This window comes from Escherichia albertii NBRC 107761 = DSM 17582 (assembly GCF_000759775.1).
GTDB classification, from domain to species: Bacteria; Pseudomonadota; Gammaproteobacteria; order Enterobacterales; family Enterobacteriaceae; genus Escherichia; species Escherichia albertii.
Window position 1 is genome coordinate 1 of sequence record NZ_BBMY01000035.1, and the last position, 24,113, is coordinate 24,113.

12 protein-coding genes and 1 pseudogene are annotated in these 24,113 nt (G+C 51.0%); 4 read left to right on the forward strand and 9 right to left on the reverse strand.

All coding sequences use genetic code 11. The features are described from left to right. Positions 1 to 61: 61 nt before the first annotated feature. The 6 genes and pseudogenes from EA14781_RS08540 to gyrA all read right to left on the reverse strand — a co-directional run bounded on the left by EA14781_RS08540 (position 62) and on the right by gyrA (position 12,124). A complete protein-coding gene (locus EA14781_RS08540; RefSeq protein ID WP_001225833.1) occupies positions 62 to 838 on the reverse strand; it encodes a YfaP family protein in 777 nt (258 codons plus the stop codon). 4 nt (positions 839 to 842) lie between these two features. Beyond that, on the reverse strand, positions 843 to 2,492 hold the full coding sequence (locus EA14781_RS08545) for a YfaQ family protein (protein WP_001103903.1): 1,650 nt from the start codon (positions 2,490 to 2,492) through the stop codon (positions 843 to 845). Further along, a complete protein-coding gene (locus tag EA14781_RS08550; protein ID WP_000513328.1) occupies positions 2,493 to 7,001 on the reverse strand; it encodes an alpha-2-macroglobulin family protein in 4,509 nt (1,502 codons plus the stop codon). It lies immediately after the preceding gene. Positions 7,002 to 7,030: 29 nt separating this feature from the next. Then, positions 7,031 to 7,654: a DUF1175 domain-containing protein gene (locus tag EA14781_RS08555; protein WP_001255258.1), complete on the reverse strand. Its 624-nt coding sequence runs from the start codon at positions 7,652 to 7,654 to the stop codon at positions 7,031 to 7,033. Then, positions 7,651 to 9,348, reverse strand: a pseudogene (locus tag EA14781_RS08560) (DUF2138 domain-containing protein). The gene EA14781_RS08555 and the pseudogene EA14781_RS08560 overlap by 4 nt, the downstream one beginning before the upstream one ends. A 148-nt stretch (positions 9,349 to 9,496) precedes the next feature. Next, entirely contained in the window at positions 9,497 to 12,124 is a 2,628-nt protein-coding gene (gene gyrA, locus EA14781_RS08565) for a DNA topoisomerase (ATP-hydrolyzing) subunit A (RefSeq protein ID WP_001281236.1), read from the reverse strand. A gap of 146 nt (positions 12,125 to 12,270) precedes the next feature. On the opposite strand from gyrA, the gene ubiG reads away from it, so the two are divergent. Next, positions 12,271 to 12,993: a bifunctional 2-polyprenyl-6-hydroxyphenol methylase/3-demethylubiquinol 3-O-methyltransferase UbiG gene (gene ubiG / locus EA14781_RS08570; RefSeq protein WP_000990749.1), complete on the forward strand. Its 723-nt coding sequence runs from the start codon at positions 12,271 to 12,273 to the stop codon at positions 12,991 to 12,993. 142 nt (positions 12,994 to 13,135) lie between these two features. Here the strand turns inward: ubiG and yfaL are convergent, their stop codons facing one another. Next, complete coding sequence (gene yfaL / locus EA14781_RS08575) at positions 13,136 to 16,906, reverse strand: AIDA-I family autotransporter adhesin YfaL/EhaC (RefSeq protein WP_024164755.1); 3,771 nt, start codon at positions 16,904 to 16,906, stop codon at positions 13,136 to 13,138. Between the two features lie 688 nt (positions 16,907 to 17,594). Here yfaL and nrdA point away from each other — a divergent pair. The 3 genes from nrdA to yfaE all read left to right on the forward strand — a co-directional run bounded on the left by nrdA (position 17,595) and on the right by yfaE (position 21,505). After that, entirely contained in the window at positions 17,595 to 19,880 is a 2,286-nt protein-coding gene (gene nrdA / locus EA14781_RS08585; RefSeq protein ID WP_001075188.1) for a class 1a ribonucleoside-diphosphate reductase subunit alpha, read from the forward strand. Positions 19,881 to 20,120: 240 nt separating this feature from the next. Beyond that, the gene (gene nrdB, locus EA14781_RS08590; RefSeq protein ID WP_000332034.1) at positions 20,121 to 21,251 is read left to right on the forward strand and encodes a class Ia ribonucleoside-diphosphate reductase subunit beta; all 1,131 of its coding nucleotides are present in this window, start codon (positions 20,121 to 20,123) and stop codon (positions 21,249 to 21,251) included. Next, a complete protein-coding gene (yfaE, locus tag EA14781_RS08595; protein ID WP_000135043.1) occupies positions 21,251 to 21,505 on the forward strand; it encodes a ferredoxin-like diferric-tyrosyl radical cofactor maintenance protein YfaE in 255 nt (84 codons plus the stop codon). Before nrdB ends, yfaE begins: the two co-directional genes overlap by 1 nt. Before the next feature lie 84 nt (positions 21,506 to 21,589). On the opposite strand, the gene glpQ is transcribed toward yfaE, so the two are convergent. Together glpQ and glpT are read right to left on the reverse strand one after the other, a co-directional pair. Then, a complete protein-coding gene (gene glpQ / locus EA14781_RS08600) occupies positions 21,590 to 22,669 on the reverse strand; it encodes a glycerophosphodiester phosphodiesterase (protein WP_000779111.1) in 1,080 nt (359 codons plus the stop codon). Positions 22,670 to 22,673: 4 nt separating this feature from the next. Next, complete coding sequence (gene glpT / locus EA14781_RS08605; protein ID WP_000948754.1) at positions 22,674 to 24,032, reverse strand: glycerol-3-phosphate transporter; 1,359 nt, start codon at positions 24,030 to 24,032, stop codon at positions 22,674 to 22,676. Positions 24,033 to 24,113: the final 81 nt, after the last annotated feature.

Genomic DNA, 24,113 nt, shown 5'->3' on the forward strand with positions numbered 1-24,113 from the left:
CCCGATAGCGAAAGTTATCGGGCGTTTTCTTGAACATCGACAGCGAAGGTAACCCCATCAATCACCAGTCAAAACTTTTTACCAGCGTCAGCTCGCCAGCATTACGCATTGGCACGATAAAGGTTTCCTGTTTCTCATTCACAGATCCCTCATCCGTAATCAGCGTCAATTGGGCCGTAGTCAATTCAGTCTCACTATTACCGCCATAGTAGTTGATATAAACCTGATAACGCCCAGGGATCGGCGCGGGCATGGCAAAAATCTCTGGTCCATAACCTGTCGTGACATCCATATCCAGTGCACCACTGTTTTTCAGCACGGTGTTACCGTACCAGGCGTGTTCGCCATCGGGCGTGACAACATGGAGATCGAGATCGGTGTTGTCCGTATCCCACGAAAGAACCAACCGTAAACGCGCACGAATCATCCCTGCGCCTGGCGTAGAGTAAAACTGCATTTTTTGTCGGCTTTGCCCATCGGGGCTGATGACCTGCACGCTGTTGCTGCCTTCAGTGAAAATATAAGGGCGTGCAAATGAACCATCAGATTCAATTCTCTGCGGCATACTGACGCCGTTAACCACCAGCCGCCCCTGCTGAACTTTGCCCGCCGCAGCATAATTTTTTATTTTGCCGCGGATCTGCGCTGAGATATTTTGATCATCTGCCATGTTGACTGACGACGCGGGGTAATTGATCGATTGTGAGAAATTAGCATCTTCCCCCTCTGCCGGATGCCAGCCAGAGAGCGGCGCATCAATCTCGACATCCTGAACACCTTCGCTGTGGGCAACAGGTGAAAGCGCCACCAGTAACAACGGAAGAAAAATCTTTCGCATAGTATTAGTCCATTAATAATTGTCGGGTCAGCGTTTCGATATAGTTCTCATCCAGCCCGGTGGGATAACCATCGAACGCCAGATGCAGATACTCATGGGTTAAATCCAGTCGATCCTGAAGCGTAAAGAAGTTACGAATAAATAACCGTTTCTGCTGCCGATCGGTGTAAGGAAAAACCGAGACTAAACGGCAAACCGCAAAGACTTCAGGCTCGTTATAGCCCGTCTCACTTTGTAAGATTTGCCGCCACTGCGGCATTTTTTCCGCCAGCCAGGCTTTCGCTTTTGGCAATAACTGGCAGGTTGAACGTGGCGCTCCCCAACGGGCCAGGTTGTTATTGGGATAGGCAAACGAAAGTATCTGGTCGTAACGTTCCCCCAGCCCCGCCTGAGCGGTAGCGTGTCGCCAGGAAAGCGTCCCTTCGTTAGCACGGCTACCGTGATAATGTACCTGCTCGCCAGCATAGATGAGATCCTGCGTCCAGGCGGCCATCGCCCTCGCGCCAACAGAGGCTGGTGATGCAGAAACACGTTGAGTGGCGCTGCTGTCCGGGATGGTCAGACAATCGCCTTCGCGATCGGCGTTTTGCTGTAAAAAGGTGCGAATCGCCACGGTCATAGCTTTCGCTGCCTCAGGCGGCGTACTTTTCGCCTCGCGATCCAGCACTCTGGCAACGTACTCTTCACGATCAAGATGCGACTGCAATTTCAGTTTGCCCTTTTCTGTCAGTAAGGTCGTCTCGCCGTGGCTAACAAAGGTAATGTGGTTACCATTGGCAAACATCACGCGATAGCGCCCGTTGAGCACGCCTGATGGTACCGCCTTCGTGCTCTTATCCTGTGTCACTTTTTTCAGTGGATAGCGAGCAAACAGATCCACCAGAACACATTGCCCACTGGTAACTTGCTGTGGTACAGGCAGAACCTGATTAAGAGCGGTGGCATAACGGGTCAATACCGTTTTGCTGGTTCCGCTACCGGAAACCCACAGCGGCGTGCCATCAGTTAGCCAACCAGCAAAACCACCCTGACGGATTTCCTGTTTATCATCGGCAAACCAGCTCCAGGTTTTCACCCGGACCCGACTGCCGAGCATCGACGCCACCCCCATTTTCGAATCGTCCAGCAGCACGTCGAGTAGTATTTCCTGGGCTTTGTTTTGCGCAGGTAACGTCGCAAGTGAATCGAGCAGTGACTTTACAGTTACCGATGTTTCTGGTTTTAGCGTGGTAAGTGACGTTATCCACGTGGGCGACTGACGCTGTTGCCAGTATTGCTCCCACACATCGCTACGAATGTGCAACCGTTGCGGCGCAAAATAGAGACCACAGGAGCGCACCAGAGCGGTATCACGTGTAATACTTTCTCCCACCTGGCAACAGTAAACTTCTTCGGGAGATTTTCCCTGGCACTGGTACGGCTGTTCCGGTTGATGGGTATCTTCCAGCCATGCGTAAACATACAGCTTCCATAAGCTACCCAACGGCGTGGAGAGCGTATCCGGTAGCGTCGAGACGGAAGCTACACCTGATGGCGTCAACTGATAAAGTTGATCATGCTGCGTACCACGCAGCGCCAGTTGCAGCGGCAGCTCTCCCGCAAGCGTTGGTAAAGAAATCCACGCCAATAGCCAGACAACTTTGCACCAGTTCATCTATTTCACCTGCATCCCGGCCCATACGTCACCAACCGCAAAACGCTGCTGTGCTGGCGCATAAGTGCGCACGTAACGCACCGGAGGCAGAACGAATTGCCCTTTTTGCGAGAAACGTAACAGATGGCGGAAAGTCACCGTTCCCTTCAATTCTTTCACCGGCACCATATAGGACAGTTCACCCATTTCATTACGTGCTTTTTCCAGCAGTTGTCCTTTTTGCTTTCCGGTACTGGGTTTGCTGACTGAAATACCCCATGTCGTGCGCTCAACGTCAGCCCCTGGCGGCAGCGGTACTTCCAGTTGACCGTAACGTAGAGACGCGTCTTGCTCGCTGGTGAGCGTGATTTCATCGAGGTACAGCGAATCGCTGTCAATTTCATTGCTGGTAACCGATTGCAAGGTGAAGCTCATCTCTTCATCTCCCGGAATCAGCCGATACAACTGTCGCTCAACCGTTACCGGAACATGACTTTGCTGCACGTTTTTTGCCGGTTCACGCCAGCGGATCTGCACATTTTGCGGCGGTAGTTCGTCACCGAAAGAGAGCGTTTCAGGCACACCCTGACCGACCCAGCGCCAGTATTCGCCCCCTCCGGCAGCTTTCTGTTTGGCCCATGCCCCCACTGGAGCAGGTAATACGACTGGAGGCATTGTAGACATATACTTCGCCAGCCAGTTCATGGCCAGTGCGCGTTCAATACCGGATTGTTGAGTGGTTAAACCACGTAAAATGGCTGCGGCCTGGATTGCATCGCCACCGCTATTTAGCAATATGACAGTGCGCGCCAACGGTTGATTGCTATTCGCCGCTTTCTGCCACGCATCATTCTGAACCTGCGGCATGACAATGGAGGTTAGTTGCGCTTTCTTCATGAGCGTGCTGGATAACACTTTCGCTACCGCATCAGCCAACGGAGATTCCGGCGCGCCGAGAATCAGGCTGTCGTTAATATTGCGGGTATCTTCCGTTGACAAATCTTCCGTTTTTACCCCTCTTTGGGAGATGGTTTCATCCAGCCCTTTTAACAGCGTTCCACAAGGCAGATTCATCTCCTGCGCCCACGCCAGCACCAGCGCACGATGCAATAACGGCATGTTATCCGCCTGCTCCGCATAGCTGTCGAGCATATGTTGCCAGTATTCTGGTTGCTGTGTGACACCCAATGCCTGGCTGGCCTGCCAGTCGGCGTACCATGCCCACGCCGTCATAAACGCATCGCCGCTCTCATCTTCCCCCCACCAGGTAAAGCGCGCTCCCGGCCCCGCCAGTTGCATCAGCCGTAAACGGCTGTTTTGCATCATCTGGCGAATGTCATTTGCAGCAGCACTCTGATGATCGGCAAGCGTACGCCAGGCAAGACTCAGCGGAATAAGTCGGCTGGCGGTGTTGACCACTCCACCCCACGGTTCTTCAATTAACGCATCCAGGTTGTTGCGGAAAATCTCCTGCGGTGTTTCGCTACTTTGTAGCCGGATATTACTTGCCTGCTCGGGCAGCATCAGCGCATTATCGCCACCGCTGAGCATAACGTTCTTCTGCTGTTCGACAGGCCAGGCGTCATCAACAAAAGTCAGTCTGGTGCTAATGCTGTCCTGCACTTGTCCATTTTGCTGCAATTCTGCACTTAACAAACCAGATTGCTGAATGTTCTGCGCCAGCGAAATATAGTTTGCCCCTTTATGTAGCATCAGCGGCTGACGTGTCTCTTCACCAGCGAATTTGCTCACCAGTTCAACCGGTTCGTTATCCTGTTGGCTGAAGATAAACAGCCCAGCATCTGGTTTATCGCCCTGTCGGTAGACCGTTGGCAAACTCCACTTCATATAGAGATTTTTTTCCGAACGCAGGTAAGCTCGCCCCTGCCCGACCAGTCCGTCACCGTTCATCCCACGGGCGGTAATACGCCAGCGAGTTAACGAATCTGGCATCAGGAAGGTAAAGTACGCTTTCCCTTTTTTATCGGTGGTCAGCGATGGCAACCATGCGGCGGTATCAACCTCTTCACGCCGTGGACGTTCCAGCATTTTCACCCGGCGCTCGCTACGGTTGGTCGCGCCAGGCGCAACAGGTTCGCTGGAGAGCGCCTGGTCGTAGCTGATAAATGATAAGCTGGAACTGGTACGAACATTGTTTCGCCCCAGGGGATAGAAAAACTTGCCGATATTTGGTGCGATTTCTGGTTGCAGCGCGTAGATCATTTCATCGACCACACCGACAGTTAGTTGTGCTGAAACAGGTTTCCCTTTCAACAGCGAGGTTAATTCCACATTCACCAGCTCACCCGGTTGGTACTGGGCTTTATCTGTTTTCACCCGAATATCTAACTGGGGGACAACCACTTTGATACCAGCATTTTGAAAACTGTACTGACCATTGCGGGTATAGAGCACCGAAAAAGTGATGTTAGGCGCAAAGGTATTACTGACTGGAATGCGGGCCTCATACTGGGTATCGCTTACACGTTGCAGCGTCAGCCAGTTGGACGGATGCGATAGCAGCGACTGTTGTTCCACCCGATCGCGCTCCAGTGTTAACAACGCTTCATCAATAGGTTCCGGGAAGGTAATCAGCATCTTCGCGATTTCGCCTAGCTGGTACAGTGTTTTATCCGCCACAATATCTACCGTACCGGCATGTGCGGTATACCCCGCGCCACTTACAGCATGACTTAATCCCGCGAGAATTAAGCCGTCTTTATCGCGCAAAGTCAGATTATAGTTGCCCGGTTTGTCAAAATTTACCGTAAATGATTTGCCGCCGGATGCCAGTTCCCCGCTCTGGCTGGCTCTGTCTTCCAGACGCAACCACTCATACTTAACGGGAACCTGCTTTGACGTTTCCAGCGCAGCATAGCGAAAAACAACCGGCTCGCCGCTATTACTGTATTGCGCGGCGGTGCTTAGCGTGTAATGCGCCAGGCCGCGTTCAATGAGGATCTCTTTGGTGGTGGTGACGCGATACGCCGCACCGTCGCTGGCAGAGACTGTCAGTAAATAACGACTCGGTTTATCAGCTGCAGGAAGATTCAACGCCACATGACCGCTATCGTCTGAAACAGTTTCACTGCCTTCAAGCGACACCGGGAAACGTCCTGCATAGCGCAAATCGTTACCGACCATCGAAAGTTGTTGTGCGCGTAAGCTTAATTGCACACGAGCATTTTTTACCGGCTCGCCGTCTGGATAAAGCAGTTGCAGTTTGCCGCTCACCGCCTCGCCGGTTTTGAAATCCTTTTTATCGAGCGCTAAACCAATCTCAAAATGGGGTTTGATGTAGTTTGCGACGCGAAAGCTGCTGCTATAAACCTGATTGCGGTAGGCCAGACGTAGTTCATAGCCACCAGCAACGGCATTTTCTGGTAACTGAAATGAACTCTGCCCGCCGTTACGGCCATCAAGCGTGACATTAACGGTTTGCAACAAGCTACCGTTGGCGTCCAACACCGAAAGTTTCGCCGGAGCACTAACAATGGGGGATGAGTGTAGCGGATCGTGAAATTCACGTCCCATTACTTTGACATCAACACGATCGCCTGCGCGGTAGAGAGGACGGTCGGTAAAAATATACAAGCGCGTGTTGTAGATTTCGCTTTCGTAGAAGAAGTTCTCTGATACAAAAACACCGCCTTCAGCATCTTTGCCGAGAATGTATGAACGTTCCGGTGATATATGCTGTAACTGTAACGTACCGCTATCATCGGTGACGCCACGTGTCATCACGCCAAGACCGTCAGTCCAGAGGATCTCGGATCCAGGCTTCGCTTCACCCTGTGTTTTGCCAGCGGTCCACACCAAAAGCTCATTACCCGACACTTTGCTGAGCGCCACGGTATTAGAGACAAACACCACCGTCGTCGCCCGATAGCTACCGATCATCGCTTCGACGAGGTACAGCCCCGGCTCTTGTTTGCCCAGAGGGATATAGATATTTCCCGGCTGCGGCGAAATGAAATTACTGGATGCGCCTTCCAGTTTCACGCCCTGCTGCGGCGCAACGGGTTTTGCCTGCCACAATGGATAACGGAACTGTTCCACCAAAGGATATTTCTTCAGCGGTGAAAACTGGCTGTTTTGTACATAACGAGAAGGTTTGATGATGGCATTGCCAATCTGCAACTCGGGTAATGCCTGGGTCACATTCTGCCGCGACTGATAAGAGAAAGAACGTTGCATCACGCGGCGGGACTTGCCGTACCAGTTATCCCACAGCCAGGTTAATGTATTGCTAAGGCCATCGCCCAGATATTGCGGCTGCACCACAATGCGATGTAGGTTTTTCTGCTGACGCAGGAATGAAATGGGATCAGGAATGCGATATAAACGAATATCCACTCCGCCGTATTCTTCCATCTGATAGCGCTGATAATCACGCCCTGGCGCTTCCAGTCGAATTTTCGCCTCTTCGCCGCTGCTAAAACTGCTGTCGGCGAGCAGAAAGAAGGTACCACCAGCGGGCGGCACATAGTTGCTGGAAGGAAGCGAATCGTCGGCTTTAACAATCCCCATCCCCGCGAGAAACAGGCACAGGCAGGCCGCTATCGCGCCAGAAAATTTAAACGATAAATGCCAATGAAATTGGGATTGGAATCGTTGGGTATCCATCGGGTGTCCTTCCATGTCATAAGTTGTTGCAGACTGACTGCGCGCATTCCGTTGTCAGTTTTTGTGGCGCTTCCGGTGTGGTAGATGATGTAACGCCCCATCCATACCATTAAGTGCTGGTCATCGCCCTGATCGAAAAAAATCATATCGCCAGGCAACGCCTGGTTTATGTCCTGGCCAATAAAATGGCTGTTGTACTGAATCAAATTAATTGCGGTCACATAGGGGCCAGTTTTCCCATTCCCCTGGCTCCAGTTTTGTGCCAATTGCCGCTGTTCAGGTGTTAGCGCCATCTCTGGCGGCAGATACTGGTTAGATATGCTGTTATTTTTTAGCCATTTACTGTCATGAACTTTCAACGCCTCGTTTGCCGCAAAGCGCACCAGACCCGCGCAATCCTGCTGATACCAACGTGGACTTGGCCCCTGACGAAGTTGTTCCTGGGCAATGCGCACAAACCAGGCACGAAATAGTCCCGATTGTTCGACATCCAGCATTTCGCTATGGGCGAAAAAACAAAACAGCCAGCAAATCAGCGCCGACAACACGCGCCTCATAATGGTTGCCAGCTAACAGGCAACCACTGCCAGGCAGCCCCGGGTTCCATCTTGACCAGTTTCATTGCATAACGGGGTTGTTGCGATAAAGCGTCCAGCTTCGGCATTAATAAAGTCTGCGCTGCGTTATAAAAAACAGGCTCAAGGTTTTTTGGCAAGCTGGCCAACGTTTCATTACGCAGTAATTTTGCCACCCCTTGTGGATTGATATAGACCGGAATGACGCCATCAGCCGGTATTACATCCACCATTGCCGGACGCGTTTTGTTCAGCGTTTGCAGCGCGTTATTAACCAGCGTGTCGTCAAGGGAGAAAATCAGCGTCTTGTTCTGCATCGCCAGCGAGACGCGGAAAAAATAATCGGACATCAGTTGTTCTGGTTTCGCCGCCTGGGCTGCGGGATACTGACCATAATGGGAGCTGACTTCACGCCGCCAGATTTGCGCGTCGCCCTGTTGTGTTTGCGTTACCGGCAACACACCTTCAGGTGCTTTGCTCTCGAGGGCCCCGATTGTTTGTGTAAACAGCTTCCCTGGCAGTTGCGCTTGCTCGGCAGCGCCATCAAATTGGCCAATAAACAGGGGGGTTTGCAACCTGGAATCTTCATACCAGCATAGCCCGGCAGCACCGTCCAACATCCCGCTCAATTTGTCGTTTTCCTAGCTGATATGCAAGAGCATCTCTTCGGCAATACCGTGCGAATAAGGCAGCGCCACGCAGAAGCTGGCGCCAGCAGGCATACTGCGCCATACCGGAGTGAAATCAAAACTGGCATCGACACTGGCGGATTCATCATTCAACGCCAGAAAGCTGCGCCAGCCATCATTGCTCATTTCAAAGCGCACGCCAGCAAAAGAAGGAATTAACCGCTGGTAACCTAAACCCAGCAAATTAGCGCTAACCACGATACGCTGGCGAACAAGCGGTTTTCCGGCGGAGGATTGCAAACGGTCTTCCAGGCCAAAGCTGGCCTCCCAGCGTTTTTTCCCGCTCAACAAATCACTCGCGATCGCCGTGGCTTCGGTATCCTGCTGGTCGCCTTTAAACAACATATCTGTGCTGGAAAAAACCAGCATCTTGTCCTGATAACGGGTAAACAGCAGTGAGTTATTGCCGTTATAGCGCAGTTGATAAACAGGTATGGTTTCATTATTAATCGTAATGCTACTGATCTCCGTCTTACTTAACTGGCTGTCGCTGGTGGCGGCAAACAGTAACGGCTCCAATAATTTACTCAAACCACTGCGTTGAATCAGCACGATATAATGCGACAGATGGCCTTGTTTGTCGTGCCACAGCGCCGCTTGCGCTGGCTGGTCTAACAATGAAGAAAAGAGCTTATCTTTCAGCGTTAAATCATGTTCATACACAATGCGCCGAATACTGCCTTCAATCCCCAGACGGTCAGCATGGTTCTGATAATAAAAAACGAAATCTTCACTTAGAACATCGCGCAGAAAAGGAATTGTGAGGAGGTCTTTGGGAAGCTGGCTTAACGAATCGCTGTCGAGAAAGAGGTCCGGCTCATTGAGATCGATTTGCAGATTGTTGTGCACCACCAGAGGCGACAACGTTTTTTCTGGCCCACTGCCAGCATATTGCAATGCCCAGACACCCGCGGAAAGCAGTGCTATTGCGCCAAAACCTACAAGACCATAAAACCGCCAGCCTTTCGCCCTTTTTTCACCACTCATTGCCACATTCCTTGTGTAAAGCCAGCCATTTTTTACGGGCGATGCAAAATTTTCTCGCGCCTTAATACAACAAAAGCCCAGACTTTGCAGCCTGGACTTTTCAATTCAAAAAAGGGAGATTACTCCCTTTTGGCATGAAGAAATAAAATTATTCTTCTTCTGGTTCGTCGTCAACGTCCACTTCCGGAGCGATTTCATCGTCCCCTTCCGCTGCGCTGCCGTCAATAGCATCCAGATCTTCATCGTCAACTGGTTCTGCAACACGTTGCAGCCCCACCACGTTCTCCCCTTCTGCAGTACGGATAAGGATCACGCCCTGGGTGTTACGGCCCACGATGCTGATCTCCGACACGCGAGTACGGACCAGCGTCCCCGCATCAGTGATCATCATGATCTGGTCGCAGTCATCAACCTGCACCGCGCCAACCACTAAACCGTTACGTTCGGTAACTTTGATGGAAATGACCCCTTTCGTCGCACGCGACTTAGTTGGATACTCCTCCACCGCGGTACGTTTACCGTAACCGTTCTGCGTTGCAGTAAGGATTGCGCCATCGCCGCGCGGCACGATCAGAGAGACGACTTTATCGCCTTCGCCTAAACGGATACCGCGAACACCGGTAGTGTTGCAACCCATTGCGCGGACGGAAGACTCTTTGAAGCGCACCACTTTACCTTCGGCGGAGAACAGCATCACTTCGTCTTCACCGCTGGTCAGGTCAACGCCGATAAGTTCATCGCCTTCAACCAGTTTGATCGCCACTTTACCGGCAGTACGCAGGCGGTTGAATTCGGTCAGGACCGTTTTCTTCACGGTACCGTTAGCGGTCGCCATGAAGACTTTCACGCCTTCTTCAAACTCGGTCACCGGCAGGATCGCAGTGATACGTTCGTCCTGCTCCAGCGGCAGCAGGTTGACTATCGGACGACCACGCGCGCCACGGGTCGCTTCCGGCAGTTGATAAACTTTCATCGAATAGACGCGACCACGGCTGGAGAAGCACAGGATATGATCGTGGGTGTTCGCCACCAGCAGTCGGTCGATAAAGTCTTCATCCTTAATACGTGCGGCAGATTTACCTTTACCGCCACGACGCTGCGCTTCGTATTCAGAAAGCGGCTGATATTTCACGTACCCCTGATGAGAGAGCGTGACAACAACATCTTCCTGAGTGATCAGATCTTCCAGGTTGATATCTGCGCTGTTGGCAGTGATTTCCGTGCGGCGTTTGTCACCGAACTGTTCACGAACCAGCTCCAGCTCTTCACGGATCACTTCCATCAAGCGATCGGCGCTGCCAAGAATACGCAACAGTTCCGCAATCTGATCCAACAACTCTTTATATTCATCGAGCAGTTTTTCATGCTCAAGGCCGGTCAGTTTCTGCAAACGCAGATCCAGAATCGCCTGAGCTTGCTGCTCGGTCAGATAGTACAGCCCGTCACGCACGCCAAACTCGGGTTCCAGCCATTCTGGACGCGCAGCATCGTCGCCAGCACGTTCCAGCATTGCGGCAACGTTGCCCAGCTGCCACGGATTAGCAACCAGTGCGGTTTTCGCTTCTGCCGGGGTCGGCGCATGACGGATCAGTTCAATGATCGGGTCGATGTTCGCCAGCGCCACAGCTAATGCTTCAAGGATATGCGCACGGTCACGGGCTTTACGCAGTTCGAAAATGGTACGACGGGTCACCACTTCGCGGCGGTGACGAACAAACGCAGCGATGATGTCTTTCAGGTTCATGATCTTCGGCTGACCATGGTGCAATGCCACCATGTTGATACCGAAGGAAACCTGCAACTGGGTCTGGGAGTAGAGGTTGTTGAGCACCACTTCACCGACAGCATCGCGTTTAACTTCAATCACGATGCGCATCCCGTCTTTGTCAGACTCGTCACGCAACGCGCTGATGCCTTCCACGCGTTTTTCTTTTACCAGTTCCGCAATTTTCTCGATCAGACGCGCTTTGTTCACCTGATACGGAATTTCGTGGACGATAATAGTTTCACGCCCGGTTTTGGCGTCAACCTCCACTTCGGCACGCGCACGGATGTACACCTTACCGCGACCGGTACGGTAAGCTTCTTCGATGCCACGGCGACCATTAATGATCGCTGCCGTCGGGAAGTCCGGCCCCGGGATGTGTTCCATCAGCCCTTCAATGCTGATGTCTTCATCATCGATATACGCCAGACAACCGTTGATGACTTCCGTCAGGTTGTGCGGCGGGATGTTGGTTGCCATACCTACGGCGATACCGGAAGAACCGTTCACCAGCAGGTTAGGAATTTTGGTCGGCATGACGTCAGGAATTTTTTCCGTGCCGTCATAGTTATCAACGAAATCGACCGTCTCTTTTTCGAGATCGGCCATCAGTTCATGGGCAATTTTCGCCAGACGGATTTCCGTATAACGCATTGCCGCCGCGGAGTCGCCGTCGATAGAACCGAAGTTACCCTGACCGTCTACCAGCATGTAACGCAGCGAGAATGGCTGCGCCATACGGACGATCGTGTCATAGACCGCCGAGTCACCATGGGGATGGTATTTACCGATTACGTCACCAACGACACGGGCAGATTTTTTATAGGCTTTGTTCCAGTCATTGCCTAGTACGTTCATGGCGTAAAGTACGCGACGGTGTACCGGCTTCAGGCCATCTCGGACATCCGGCAGCGCACGGCCAACAATGACCGACATAGCATAATCCAGATAGGAGCTCTTCAGCTCTTCCTCAATGTTGACCGGTGTAATTTCTCTCGCAAGGTCGCTCATCTAACCGCTATCCCTCTACTGTATCCCGGATTCAAAGGTCGCAAATTATAACACAGCCGCGCAGATTGAGGTAAACCTATACGCTTTATTCACATCCAATGCCTGATATACTCGATTGTCTTGCCAATTACGGAGTAGAAGTGCCAATGAATGCCGAAAAATCGCTGATAACCCATAACGTAGACCACGAAGAGATCGCGAAATTTGAAGCTGTGGCTTCCCGCTGGTGGGATCTGGAAGGCGAATTTAAGCCACTGCACCGCATTAATCCGCTGCGTCTGAGCTATATTGCCGAGCGTGCTGGCGGTTTATTTGGCAAAAAGGTGCTCGATGTCGGTTGTGGCGGCGGCATTCTGGCCGAAAGTATGGCGCGAGAAGGCGCGACAGTGACCGGACTGGATATGGGATTTGAGCCATTGCAGGTGGCAAAACTGCATGCGCTGGAAAGCGGTATCCAGGTCGAGTACGTGCAAGAAACCGTTGAAGAGCACGCGGCAAAACATGCCGGGCAGTATGATGTAGTGACCTGCATGGAGATGCTGGAGCATGTTCCCGATCCGCAATCAGTCGTCAGAGCCTGTGCGCAACTGGTGAAGCCAGGTGGCGATGTCTTTTTCTCGACGCTTAACCGCAACGGCAAGTCGTGGCTGATGGCAGTGGTCGGCGCGGAATATATTTTGCGCATGGTGCCGAAAGGCACGCATGATGTGAAGAAGTTTATTAAACCGGCAGAATTGCTGGGCTGGGTGGATCAGACCAGTTTAAAAGAGCGTCATATGACCGGGCTGCATTACAACCCGATCACGAATACTTTTAAGCTCGGCCCCGGCGTTGATGTGAACTATATGCTGCACACGCAGAATAAATAAGATTGTTAGCCGGATACTTCCGGCCACCGTGCCAATGTCTGATGCGACGCTTGCCGCGTCTTATCAGGCCTACAAATGGCTCCCCCATAAGACGGATAACGCGTTTACGCCGCATCCGCCAACAGTGCAGGTCAGACAGCGATTACCATTTCACCGTCATCGATAAAAACCCTGCCGTCTGGGAAAAATCGTCGCTTCCTTTCTGCCACGCCACGCTACCGCGCAGGGAAACTCGCTGACTGATATTGCCTGTGATTCCCACTTTTATTTCACCCCGTTGCTTCACCGCATCGTCGCTGACAGTGCTGCCATCTTCTTTAATTTCCGCCGAATGGGGATCGTGATAATAATTCAGATCTAACGTTGGCGTGACATGAAAGGCGGTACGCCACTCACTATGTAATCCAAGCCGCGTCTGAATATCATCACCCTGTGATTGTGAAACCCAGGCATGATTGGCCGCGGTGAAATCGTTTTGCTTCACTCCCTGATAGATAACCTGCGCCTGAGGTTCAATCAACACGCCGCTTCCCGGCAACCATTGATACCCTGCTTCCAGCGAGGCGACGATCCCTGATGAATGGTAATGATCTGTGCCGTCGCCGGGTTCGGAAACATCATTGTTAAACCAGGCGTATTGCAGCCAGCTATCCAGCCACGCGCCCTGTTGCTGGCTACCATGTTGAAACCAGCTTGAGGTTAGCCCTACAGAATAACCATGGTTCTGGTTATCGGCACGGGTCGAGGTAATATTTGAGCGACTATCGCCCTGATTATCGCTATAGCCGCCAACCGCCCCCAGCATCCACTCACCATCATCGCCCCAACGTTCAGTCAGCAGGTTACCGCTAAGCTGTACCGTAGAGGTGTCTTCGTGCTGGGCCAACTGCCCCGCTGCCGTGTAACGATAATGCCCGCCAATAACACGCAGATGTAACGGTTGACCATCACCGCCGGCGTGATCGCGCCGCTCCATGACAAACGCCAGGTTTGCCGCCCGCAAGTTATTAAGATAGCCCCCGATTTTCGCGTTCAGCACGGGTTGATAAGCTGGTGTCGGCTCCGGCGTTGGGTCTGGAGTTGGGTCAGGGTCAGGATCTGGCGTGGGATCGGGAGTCGGATCAGGCGGAGGCGTCGGGGTCACTTTTTGCGAACGCAAATACCAGTCGTTGTTATCTTCTACTAACGTGTAGTCATAGGCTCCCATATTGACGTAACCGTTACCCGCCAGACTAAACTGCGCGTTATTTTGGTATTGCGCGGGATCGGCGACAAAATCAACGACTTTAATGCCCGTGGATGTCGGCTCGCCAATACCGGTAATGGGGTTAACCTCCACCGTAGTGCTACCGGAAGTATTGCCATTAAGCACCAACATATCGCTCGCAGAATCATCGCCATCTAATTCACTGTCGAGCAGCAACATACCACCGCCAGTATAATCGCCATTCACAGTCAATGTATCGCCAGCAACGCCATTTTGCAGACTGACTGCACCGGACGTATTGGTCAGATCACCATTAACCGTCACGTCTGAAAGATAAGTCAGGCTGTCAGTTTCAAGGTTGGTATTAAGCTCACCTGTCAACGTCATGCCGTCGGTGGCATTCACCAGCGTACCGCCACCACTAAATAACGCAGCATCCAGCGCCTGGCTCGTATCCTGTTGTGTCAATCGCAACACAGTACCATCGGTTATGTCGATATCGCCGCCAGAGGTGGCATCGATTGAGCGTATATCCTGATTTTGCCCGGTTTCAAACACACCGTCTTCCCCTACCCACAGTGAAGATGCATAAGGAATAATATTCTCCGCATCGCCTTTTAGCGTTCCGTCCTCCACATGTACCGCAGACGTCGCGGTGCCGCTGGCAGTCAACTCCAGCGTCCCTCCGCCACTTTTAGTCAACGTACTCACGCTATCCAGTTGTTGTCCGGTACTATCCGCCATTAATCCGCCCCATTGCGTATCGACGCCATCCTCCACACGGATTTCACCATCAGCGCGCATTTCAATATTCCTGCCCTGATCTGTTGTAGCCGAGCGAGTATCAACATCAGCCGTCACATCCATTTCACTGTGTTGTTGAGGATCTGTGAAGATCACTGAGCGGTTGTAACTTGTATCCCCCAATTGCGAATTATCACTGACTTCAAGCGTACCGGAGGCTATTTGCGTATTACCGAGGTAACCGTTGTTATTCGCCAGCGTGACGCGCTGATCCCCCGCATTGATGACGACATAAACGCCATTCTGGCTGGCATCACTGCCGCCAATATGTAAATCATCGCCACTGCTGATATCAACGACATCATTACTGCCAATCACCGTCCCCCCGCTGCCGCTGATTTGCAGGCCGTCATTGTACGAGCCATCGCCATCCCAGGTGGTGAAATCAGAGAGGTCCAATACTCCGCCATTCAACACGATCGATTGCGGATCGGACTGCATTGCCAGTAAATCGGCCTGATTTCCCGCCAGCGACAATACGGCGTTATCTTCCACCACAATATCGCCGGTTAATGCCATCGACTGCGCCCCTGTCAGGAGGTAGCTGCCATCTTGCGCTACCGTCAACTGTCCTTCACCCTGAATCGTGCCGGAAAAACCGCCCTGGTTTACGGTAACATTACCGCCTGCGTCGATATTCAAAATGCCATTAGCAAAACCGGTTAATGAGTGCACAAACGTTTGTTGTGTATTGCCAACATTCAGTTCTGCCTGATACTCAGGATGAACAGTGCTGCCGACCATCAGACCAAAACAATCCTGCGGATCGCTCTGACAGTGCGTGTCGCCGACATTCATTAACTCATCGCTGCGCCCCAGCGTCACCTCGCCATTCTGGATACTCATCTCGCCGGTAAACGCATTATTGTCGGCATTGAGGACTAGCTCTCCCGCGCCCTCTTTCACGATGACTCCCGTTCCGGCAAGAGAATCAATCGCGCCATCGTTGCTGGTATTGCCTATTATCAGCGTTTTATCGGCGGCAATGTTAAATTCAGCCACACTATGGCCGATATACATAAAGCCCCCCGCCGCTGCCGTCGCCGAATGGCCATATCCCGAGGCGCTGTTATTTTCATCAATCATCACACCATTGTTTTGGTCATAATTATCATCAACAGAAATATCAATAAGATACGGGGATGTGGTGCTGCTGGTATAAATTGCTCCGCCATAACCTTCGGCATAGTTATTGGTAAAGGAGGTATTATTAATTATCGTTTTTCCTGAAAGATGTGTGTTATCCGTATTATTATCCGTAACATCAATGGCACCGCCGTCCCCATCACTATAGCTGGTTGATGTATATGCCTGATTATTATCAAAAATGACATCGCTTAAATAAACATCATTATTGATAGAATAAATAGCACCACCTTTACCATCATTGGCGATATTATTCTCAAATATTGCATTAGTGATATTTAAATCCACATCACCGGCATCGTTTGTTCCCGCAGAATAAATTGCTCCGCCATAGCCCCCTGCAACGTTACTGTCGAAAATAACATTCGCAAGATTTATCGTTGAATTTTCTTTGGCAAAGATAGCTCCGCCATTATTATATTCGCCACTAATCGAGTTATTAGCAAACAGGGTCATCCCCGTTTCATTTTGTGGAGATATCGTAAAGTCAGCACCTTGTTGTAAAAATACTGCGCCACCACTGGCATTATTAGCCATATCCGAAAAAATCAACCATTGCCCGTCAGCAACATTCCAGGCCTGTGAACCTCCAGAAACGTTCTGTCGGCTTGCCTGGCAACTGGTAGTAACGTTTCTCCCCTGACATGAAGCCATAATCTGCGACGCTGCGTTAGCACGCGTAAATGCGCAGGCAACGACAGCCGGGAAAATTAATAGATATCCCTTCCTGATAAAAACAATCCGTTTTTTATTCATAATCTGACAGCCTGTGAGAAATAACACGCCATCATTAAAAATCATTTTGTGATTATCGATACACATCAATTGTAAAAAAAACGCATAAAAGAGATTATTCCACTAATAATATCCACCTCAAATGGGGCTATTATTTTCATTAAAGCCACTGAATCTTTAAAAAATAATAATAAAAAAACATCATAGCGATTAATGCTTTTCTTGTTTACCTGGAGTAATAAACAAAGCAAACTTTAATTTTACATTTACTGATTAAAAAATACCTGTTTTGTGAACTGAAACCATTTACATCCGTTCACATTATGAGCATGGCATCACGCACATATGTTGTATAAATCCGTGCCGTCATCAAATTTTGCGACATTGTTAAAAAGAACAATAAATAATCCAGATCAATAATCATCTCAAATTTAGCGTTCAAGAAATCATCGAACAGTTATTTTTAACAAATTTTTCTCTTCCCATTGACTTTCCCGAACACCTTGTCTGACCTAAGGTGCGTGGAAGTCACTTTTTCCTCCCCGAGTTATCCACAAAGTTATGCACTTGCAAGAGGGCCATTTTCACACTATCTTGCACTGAATCCTAAACAGACCCCCTATATATAGTGTTCTCAGTGGCTTTCCTCACTACTTGTAGCCAGGGCAATACTATTGCGGAAAGAATTCCAAAAACAGGTACTACAGACATGAATCAGAATCTGCTGGTGACAAAGCGCGACGGTAGCACAGAGCGCATCAACCTCGACAAAATCCATCGCGTTCTGGACTGGGCGGCAGAAGGACTGCATAACGTTTCGATTTCCCAGGTCGAACTGCGCTCCCATATTCAGTTTTATGACGGTATCAAAACCTCTGACATCCACGAAACCATTATCAAGGCAGCTGCTGACCTGATCTCCCGTGAAGCACCGGATTATCAGTATCTCGCCGCACGCCTGGCGATCTTCCACCTGCGTAAGAAAGCCTACGGCCAGTTTGAGCCGCCAGCGTTGTATGACCACGTAGTAAAAATGGTCGAAATGGGCAAATACGATAATCATCTGCTGGAAGACTACACGGAAGAAGAGTTCAAGCAGATGGACACGTTTATCGATCACGACCGTGATATGACCTTCTCTTACGCTGCCGTTAAGCAACTGGAAGGGAAATATCTGGTACAAAACCGCGTGACCGGCGAAATCTACGAGAGCGCCCAGTTCCTCTATATTCTGGTTGCGGCGTGCCTGTTCTCGAACTACCCGCGTGAAACACGTCTGCAATACGTGAAGCGTTTTTACGACGCGGTTTCCACATTTAAAATTTCGCTGCCGACGCCGATTATGGCAGGCGTACGTACTCCGACTCGTCAGTTCAGCTCTTGTGTACTGATCGAGTGCGGCGACAGTCTGGATTCCATCAACGCCACCTCCAGCGCGATCGTGAAATATGTTTCTCAGCGTGCAGGTATCGGTATTAACGCTGGTCGTATTCGTGCGCTGGGTAGCCCAATTCGCGGTGGCGAGGCGTTCCATACCGGCTGTATCCCGTTCTATAAACATTTCCAGACCGCAGTGAAGTCCTGTTCTCAGGGCGGCGTGCGCGGTGGCGCAGCAACGCTGTTTTACCCGCTCTGGCATCTGGAAGTTGAAAGCCTGTTGGTGCTGAAGAACAACCGCGGCGTTGAAGGCAACCGCGTGCGCCATATGGACTACGGCGTACAAATCAACAAACTGATGTACACCCGCCTGCTGAAAGGCGAGGAAATCACCCTGTTCAGCCCATCTGATGTACCGGGGCTGTACGACGCGTTCTTCGCCGATCAGGAAGAATTTGAACGTCTGTACACCCAATATGAGAAAGACGACAGCATCCGCAAACAGCGCGTGAAAGCCGTTGAGCTGTTCTCGCTGATGATGCAGGAACGTGCGTCTACCGGGCGTATTTACATTCAGAACGTTGACCACTGCAACACCCATAGCCCGTTTGATCCGGCGGTAGCGCCAGTGCGCCAGTCTAACCTGTGCCTGGAAATCGCCCTGCCGACCAAACCGCTGAATGATGTCAACGACGAAAACGGTGAAATCGCACTGTGTACGCTGTCCGCTTTTAACCTGGGCGCAATTAACAGCCTGGATGAACTGGAAGAACTGGCAATTCTGGCAGTTCGCGCACTTGATGCACTGCTGGATTATCAGGATTACCCGATCCCGGCAGCAAAACGCGGGGCAATGGGCCGTCGTACGCTGGGTATTGGTGTGATCAACTTCGCTTACTATCTGGCTAAGCACGGTAAACGCTACTCCGACGGCAGCGCCAACAACCTGACGCATAAAACCTTCGAAGCCATTCAGTATTACCTGCTGAAAGCCTCTAATGAGCTGGCGAAAGAGCAAGGCGCGTGCCCGTGGTTTAACGAAACCACGTATGCGAAAGGGATCCTGCCGATCGATACCTATAAGAAAGATCTGGATGCCATCGCTAATGAGCCGCTGCATTACGACTGGGAAGCATTGCGTGAGTCAATCAAAACGCATGGCCTGCGTAACTCCACGCTTTCTGCGTTGATGCCGTCTGAGACCTCTTCGCAGATCTCCAATGCCACTAACGGTATTGAACCGCCGCGCGGCTACGTCAGCATTAAAGCGTCGAAAGACGGTATTCTGCGCCAGGTGGTGCCAGACTATGAGCCCCTGCACGACGCCTATGAGCTACTGTGGAAAATGCCGGGCAACGATGGCTACCTGCAACTGGTGGGGATCATGCAGAAATTTATCGATCAGTCGATCTCGGCCAATACCAACTACGATCCGTCACGCTTCCCGTCAGGAAAAGTGCCGATGCAGCAGTTACTGAAAGACCTGCTCACCGCCTACAAATTCGGGGTCAAAACGCTGTATTATCAGAACACCCGTGACGGCGCAGAAGACGCGCAGGACGATCTGGTGCCGTCAATTCAGGATGATGGCTGCGAAAGCGGCGCATGTAAAATCTGATATTGTGATGCCGGATGCGGTGTAAACACCTTATCCGGCCTACGGCTCGGTTTGTAGGCCTGATAAGACGCGCCAGCGTCGCATCAGGCACAGGATGCCGGGTGCAGCGTGAACGCCTTATCCGGCCTACGGCTCGGATTTGTAGGCCTGATAAGACGCGCCAGCGTCGCATCAGGCTCCGGGTGCCGGATGCGGCGTAAAATGCCTTATCCGGCATTAAACTCCCAACAGGACATATTCATGGCATATACCACCTTTTCACAGACGAAAAATGATCAGCTCAAAGAACCGATGTTCTTTGGTCAGCCGGTCAACGTGGCCCGCTACGATCAGCAAAAATATGACATTTTCGAAAAACTGATCGAAAAGCAGCTCTCTTTCTTCTGGCGTCCCGAAGAGGTTGACGTCTCCCGCGACCGCATCGATTACCAGGCGCTGCCGGAACACGAAAAACACATTTTTATCAGCAACCTGAAATACCAGACATTGCTGGATTCCATTCAGGGACGTAGTCCAAACGTCGCGCTGTTGCCGCTGATCTCAATTCCTGAACTGGAAACCTGGGTAGAAACCTGGGCATTCTCAGAAACGATTCACTCTCGTTCCTATACTCATATCATCCGTAATATCGTTAACGATCCGTCCGTTGTATTCGACGATATCGTCACCAACGAGCAGATTCAGAAACGTGCGGAAGGGATCTCCCGTTATTACGATGAACTGATCGAGATGACCAGCTACTGGCATCTGCTGGGTGAAGGTACGCACACTGTTAACGGTAAAACCGTGACCGTTAGCCTGCGTGAGCTGAAAAAGAAACTTTATCTCTGCCTGATGAGCGTTAACGCGCTGGAAGCGATTCGCTTCTACGTCAGCTTCGCTTGCTCTTTTGCGTTTGCAGAACGTGAACTGATGGAAGGCAACGCCAAGATTATTCGTCTGATCGCCCGTGATGAAGCTCTGCATTTGACTGGCACCCAGCATATGCTGAATCTGCTACGTAGCGGCGCGGACGATCCAGAAATGGCGGAAATTGCCGAAGAGTGTAAGCAAGAGTGCTATGACCTGTTTGTCCAGGCGGCACAGCAAGAAAAAGACTGGGCGGATTATCTGTTCCGCGATGGCTCGATGATTGGTCTGAACAAAGATATTCTCTGCCAGTACGTGGAGTACATCACCAATATTCGCATGCAAGCAGTCGGTTTGGATCTGCCGTTCCAGACGCGCTCCAACCCGATCCCGTGGATCAACACCTGGCTGGTGTCCGATAACGTGCAGGTGGCTCCGCAGGAAGTGGAAGTCAGTTCTTATCTGGTCGGGCAGATTGACGCGGAAGTGGACACCGACGATTTGAGTAACTTCCAGCTCTGATGGCCCGCGTTACCCTGCGCATCACTGGCACACAACTGCTGTGCCAGGATGAACATCCCTCCCTTCTGGCGGCGCTGGAATCCCACAATGTGACGGTTGAGTATCAGTGCCGCGAAGGCTACTGCGGCTCTTGCCGCACGCGTCTCGTTGCAGGTCAGGTAGACTGGATTGCTGAACCGTTAGCCTTTATTCAGCCTGGGGAAATTTTGCCCTGTTGTTGCAGGGCAAAAGGCGATATTGAAATTGAGATGTGAGCTTAGTGGGCAACATTTCGCTTACCCGACTTACAAAATCCGGGATTTGCAAGCCGGGTAAGGCAAAGTCGTCACCCAACAATTTTAGTGTTTATCTTTCAGGAAATTCACCGCTTTATCTGGAAAATCGGTAAATAGCCCGTTCACTCCCGCCTTGTTATACAGAACGTCATACAGTTGATTCACATCTGTCGTATATTCCGGCAGCTTATCCGACCGTACAGTATAAGGGTGCACCACCAGTTTATTCTGCTGCGCATCTTGTACCATACCCGTGAGTTTGATATTGCCCGGCTGAGATGTCTCCTCAATCAGCATATGGTAATCCGGTCCGATACCGTCAGCATATTCTGCCACCTGTTTCATAGCACCCGGCTTAAACATCCAGTCGTAGTTATAATTGACCCAGGTTCCATCCGCTTGTTTCTGCTGGGTTTCATTCCAGTCGGTGTAGGCGATTAGCTGTACCAGATTGAGATCCATACCCATTTTCGGTTCCAGCTCATTCTTAATACGCTTCAGTTCATCAACATCAAAGCATTGCAGATAAACTTTATCGTCTTTACCGGTGTAGCCATATTTCTTCAGCACTTCCAGCGTTTTCGCCGCAATATCCTTCCCTTCCTGATGATGGAACCACGGCGCTTTAATTTCTGGATAGATACCAATATTTTTTCCGGTCGAATGGTTTAATCCCTGAACAAACTCAATCTCGTCTTCGAAAGTGTGTACCCGGAAGTCAGATTTACCCATCGGGAAACGTCCCGGGTAAGTCTGCACTTTTTTACCGTTTTCAATATCAAAGCCTTCGGTAAATTTCAGGGATTTAATTTCATCCAACGTAAAATCTATCGCGTAGTAACGACCATCTTTACGCGCCCGATCCGGGAAACGATCGGCAACATCAGTCACGCGGTCAAGATAGTGGTCATGCAGAACGACCAGATGGTCGTCCTTAGTCATTACCAGATCTTGCTCCAGATAATCTGCCCCCTGCGCATACGCCATCGCTTTTGCTGGTAGCGTATGCTCCGGCAAATAACCGCTGGCGCCACGATGCGCTATCACTATTTTCTCGCTGCTATCCGCCGCCATTGCACCGCTCCCCATGATCATCGTACTCATCATGATCGCCATGCTAAGGTTTTTCAGCGTCAATTTCATGTCATTAGCCTCCGTTGCGTTTTTGTCGTAATTCTTGATGGCGGCGTTTTTCGCCAATCATCACAATAATCAACAAGATAACTGCCAGGATACTGCCGCCAATCATCACCATGAAGCCGCCATCCCAGCCAAAGTAGTCAACCGTGTAGCCGACGATCGCACTTGCCGCTACAGAACCGCCCAGGTAACCAAACAGTCCGGTAAAACCAGCCGCAGTACCTGCCGCCTTTTTCGGCGCCAGTTCCAGCGCGTGCAAACCGATTAACATGACAGGGCCATAGATCAGGAAGCCGATGACGATCATACAAATCATATCGACAGTTGGGTTGCCAGCCGGGTTCAGCCAGTAAACGATAGTGGCGATAGTGACCAACGTCATAAAGAAGACGCCGGTTGCTCCACGATTACCGCGGAAGACTTTGTCCGACATCCAGCCGCACAGCAGGGTGCCCGGAATGCCCGCGTACTCATAGAAGAAGTAGGCCCAGGAAGATTTATCCAGCGCGAAATGCTTCACTTCTTTCAGGTAAGTTGGCGACCAGTCAAGAATGCCGTAACGCAACAGATAAACGAACACGTTGGCGATAGCGATGTACCACAACAGTTTGTTCGGCAGCACGTACTGCATGAAGATTTGCTTCGCGGTCAGCTCCTGTTCCGCTTTTTCACTGTAGTCGTCAGGATAATCATTTTTATATTCTTCAATCGGCGGCAGACCACAGGATTGCGGGGTATCGCGCATCATTGCGAAAGCGAACAACGCCACCAGAATGGCGCAGAAAGCTGGCATATAAAGCGCCGCATGCCAGTCATTGAACCAGGCCATCCCCAGCAGAAACAGCAGCGGCGGGATACCACCGCCGACGTTATGCGCACAGTTCCAGACGGAAACAACGCCACCGCGTTCTTTCTGCGACCACCAGTGCACCATCGTACGTCCGCACGGCGGCCACCCCATCCCCTGAAACCAACCACAGAGGAATAACAGCACAAACATCACGGCAATGCTCGATGTCGCCCACGGCACAAAACCCATAAACAGCATAACGGAGGCTGCCAGAATCAAGCCTGCTGGCAGGAAAACGCGCGGATTCGAGCGATCCGAAACCGAGCCCATGATAAATTTCGAAAATCCATAGGCGATTGAGATCCCGGAAAGCGCAAAACCTAAGTCGCCGCGTGAAAATCCCTGCTCTACCAGATAGGGCATTGCAAGAGCAAAGTTCTTACGAACCAAATAGTAAGCAGCATAGCCAAAGAATATCCCCAGGAAAATCTGCCAGCGCAATCGACGATAAGTCGGGTCGATCTCCGCAGCCGGTAAGCGCGTTTTGTGTGGCGCAGGTTTAAAAATGCTCAACATTTATAGCCTCCGTGGCACGTAGTCTTATTTTGTGATTAACAGCCTGATTCACCAGGGAATCTGCCATTGTTTTTAGTAGCC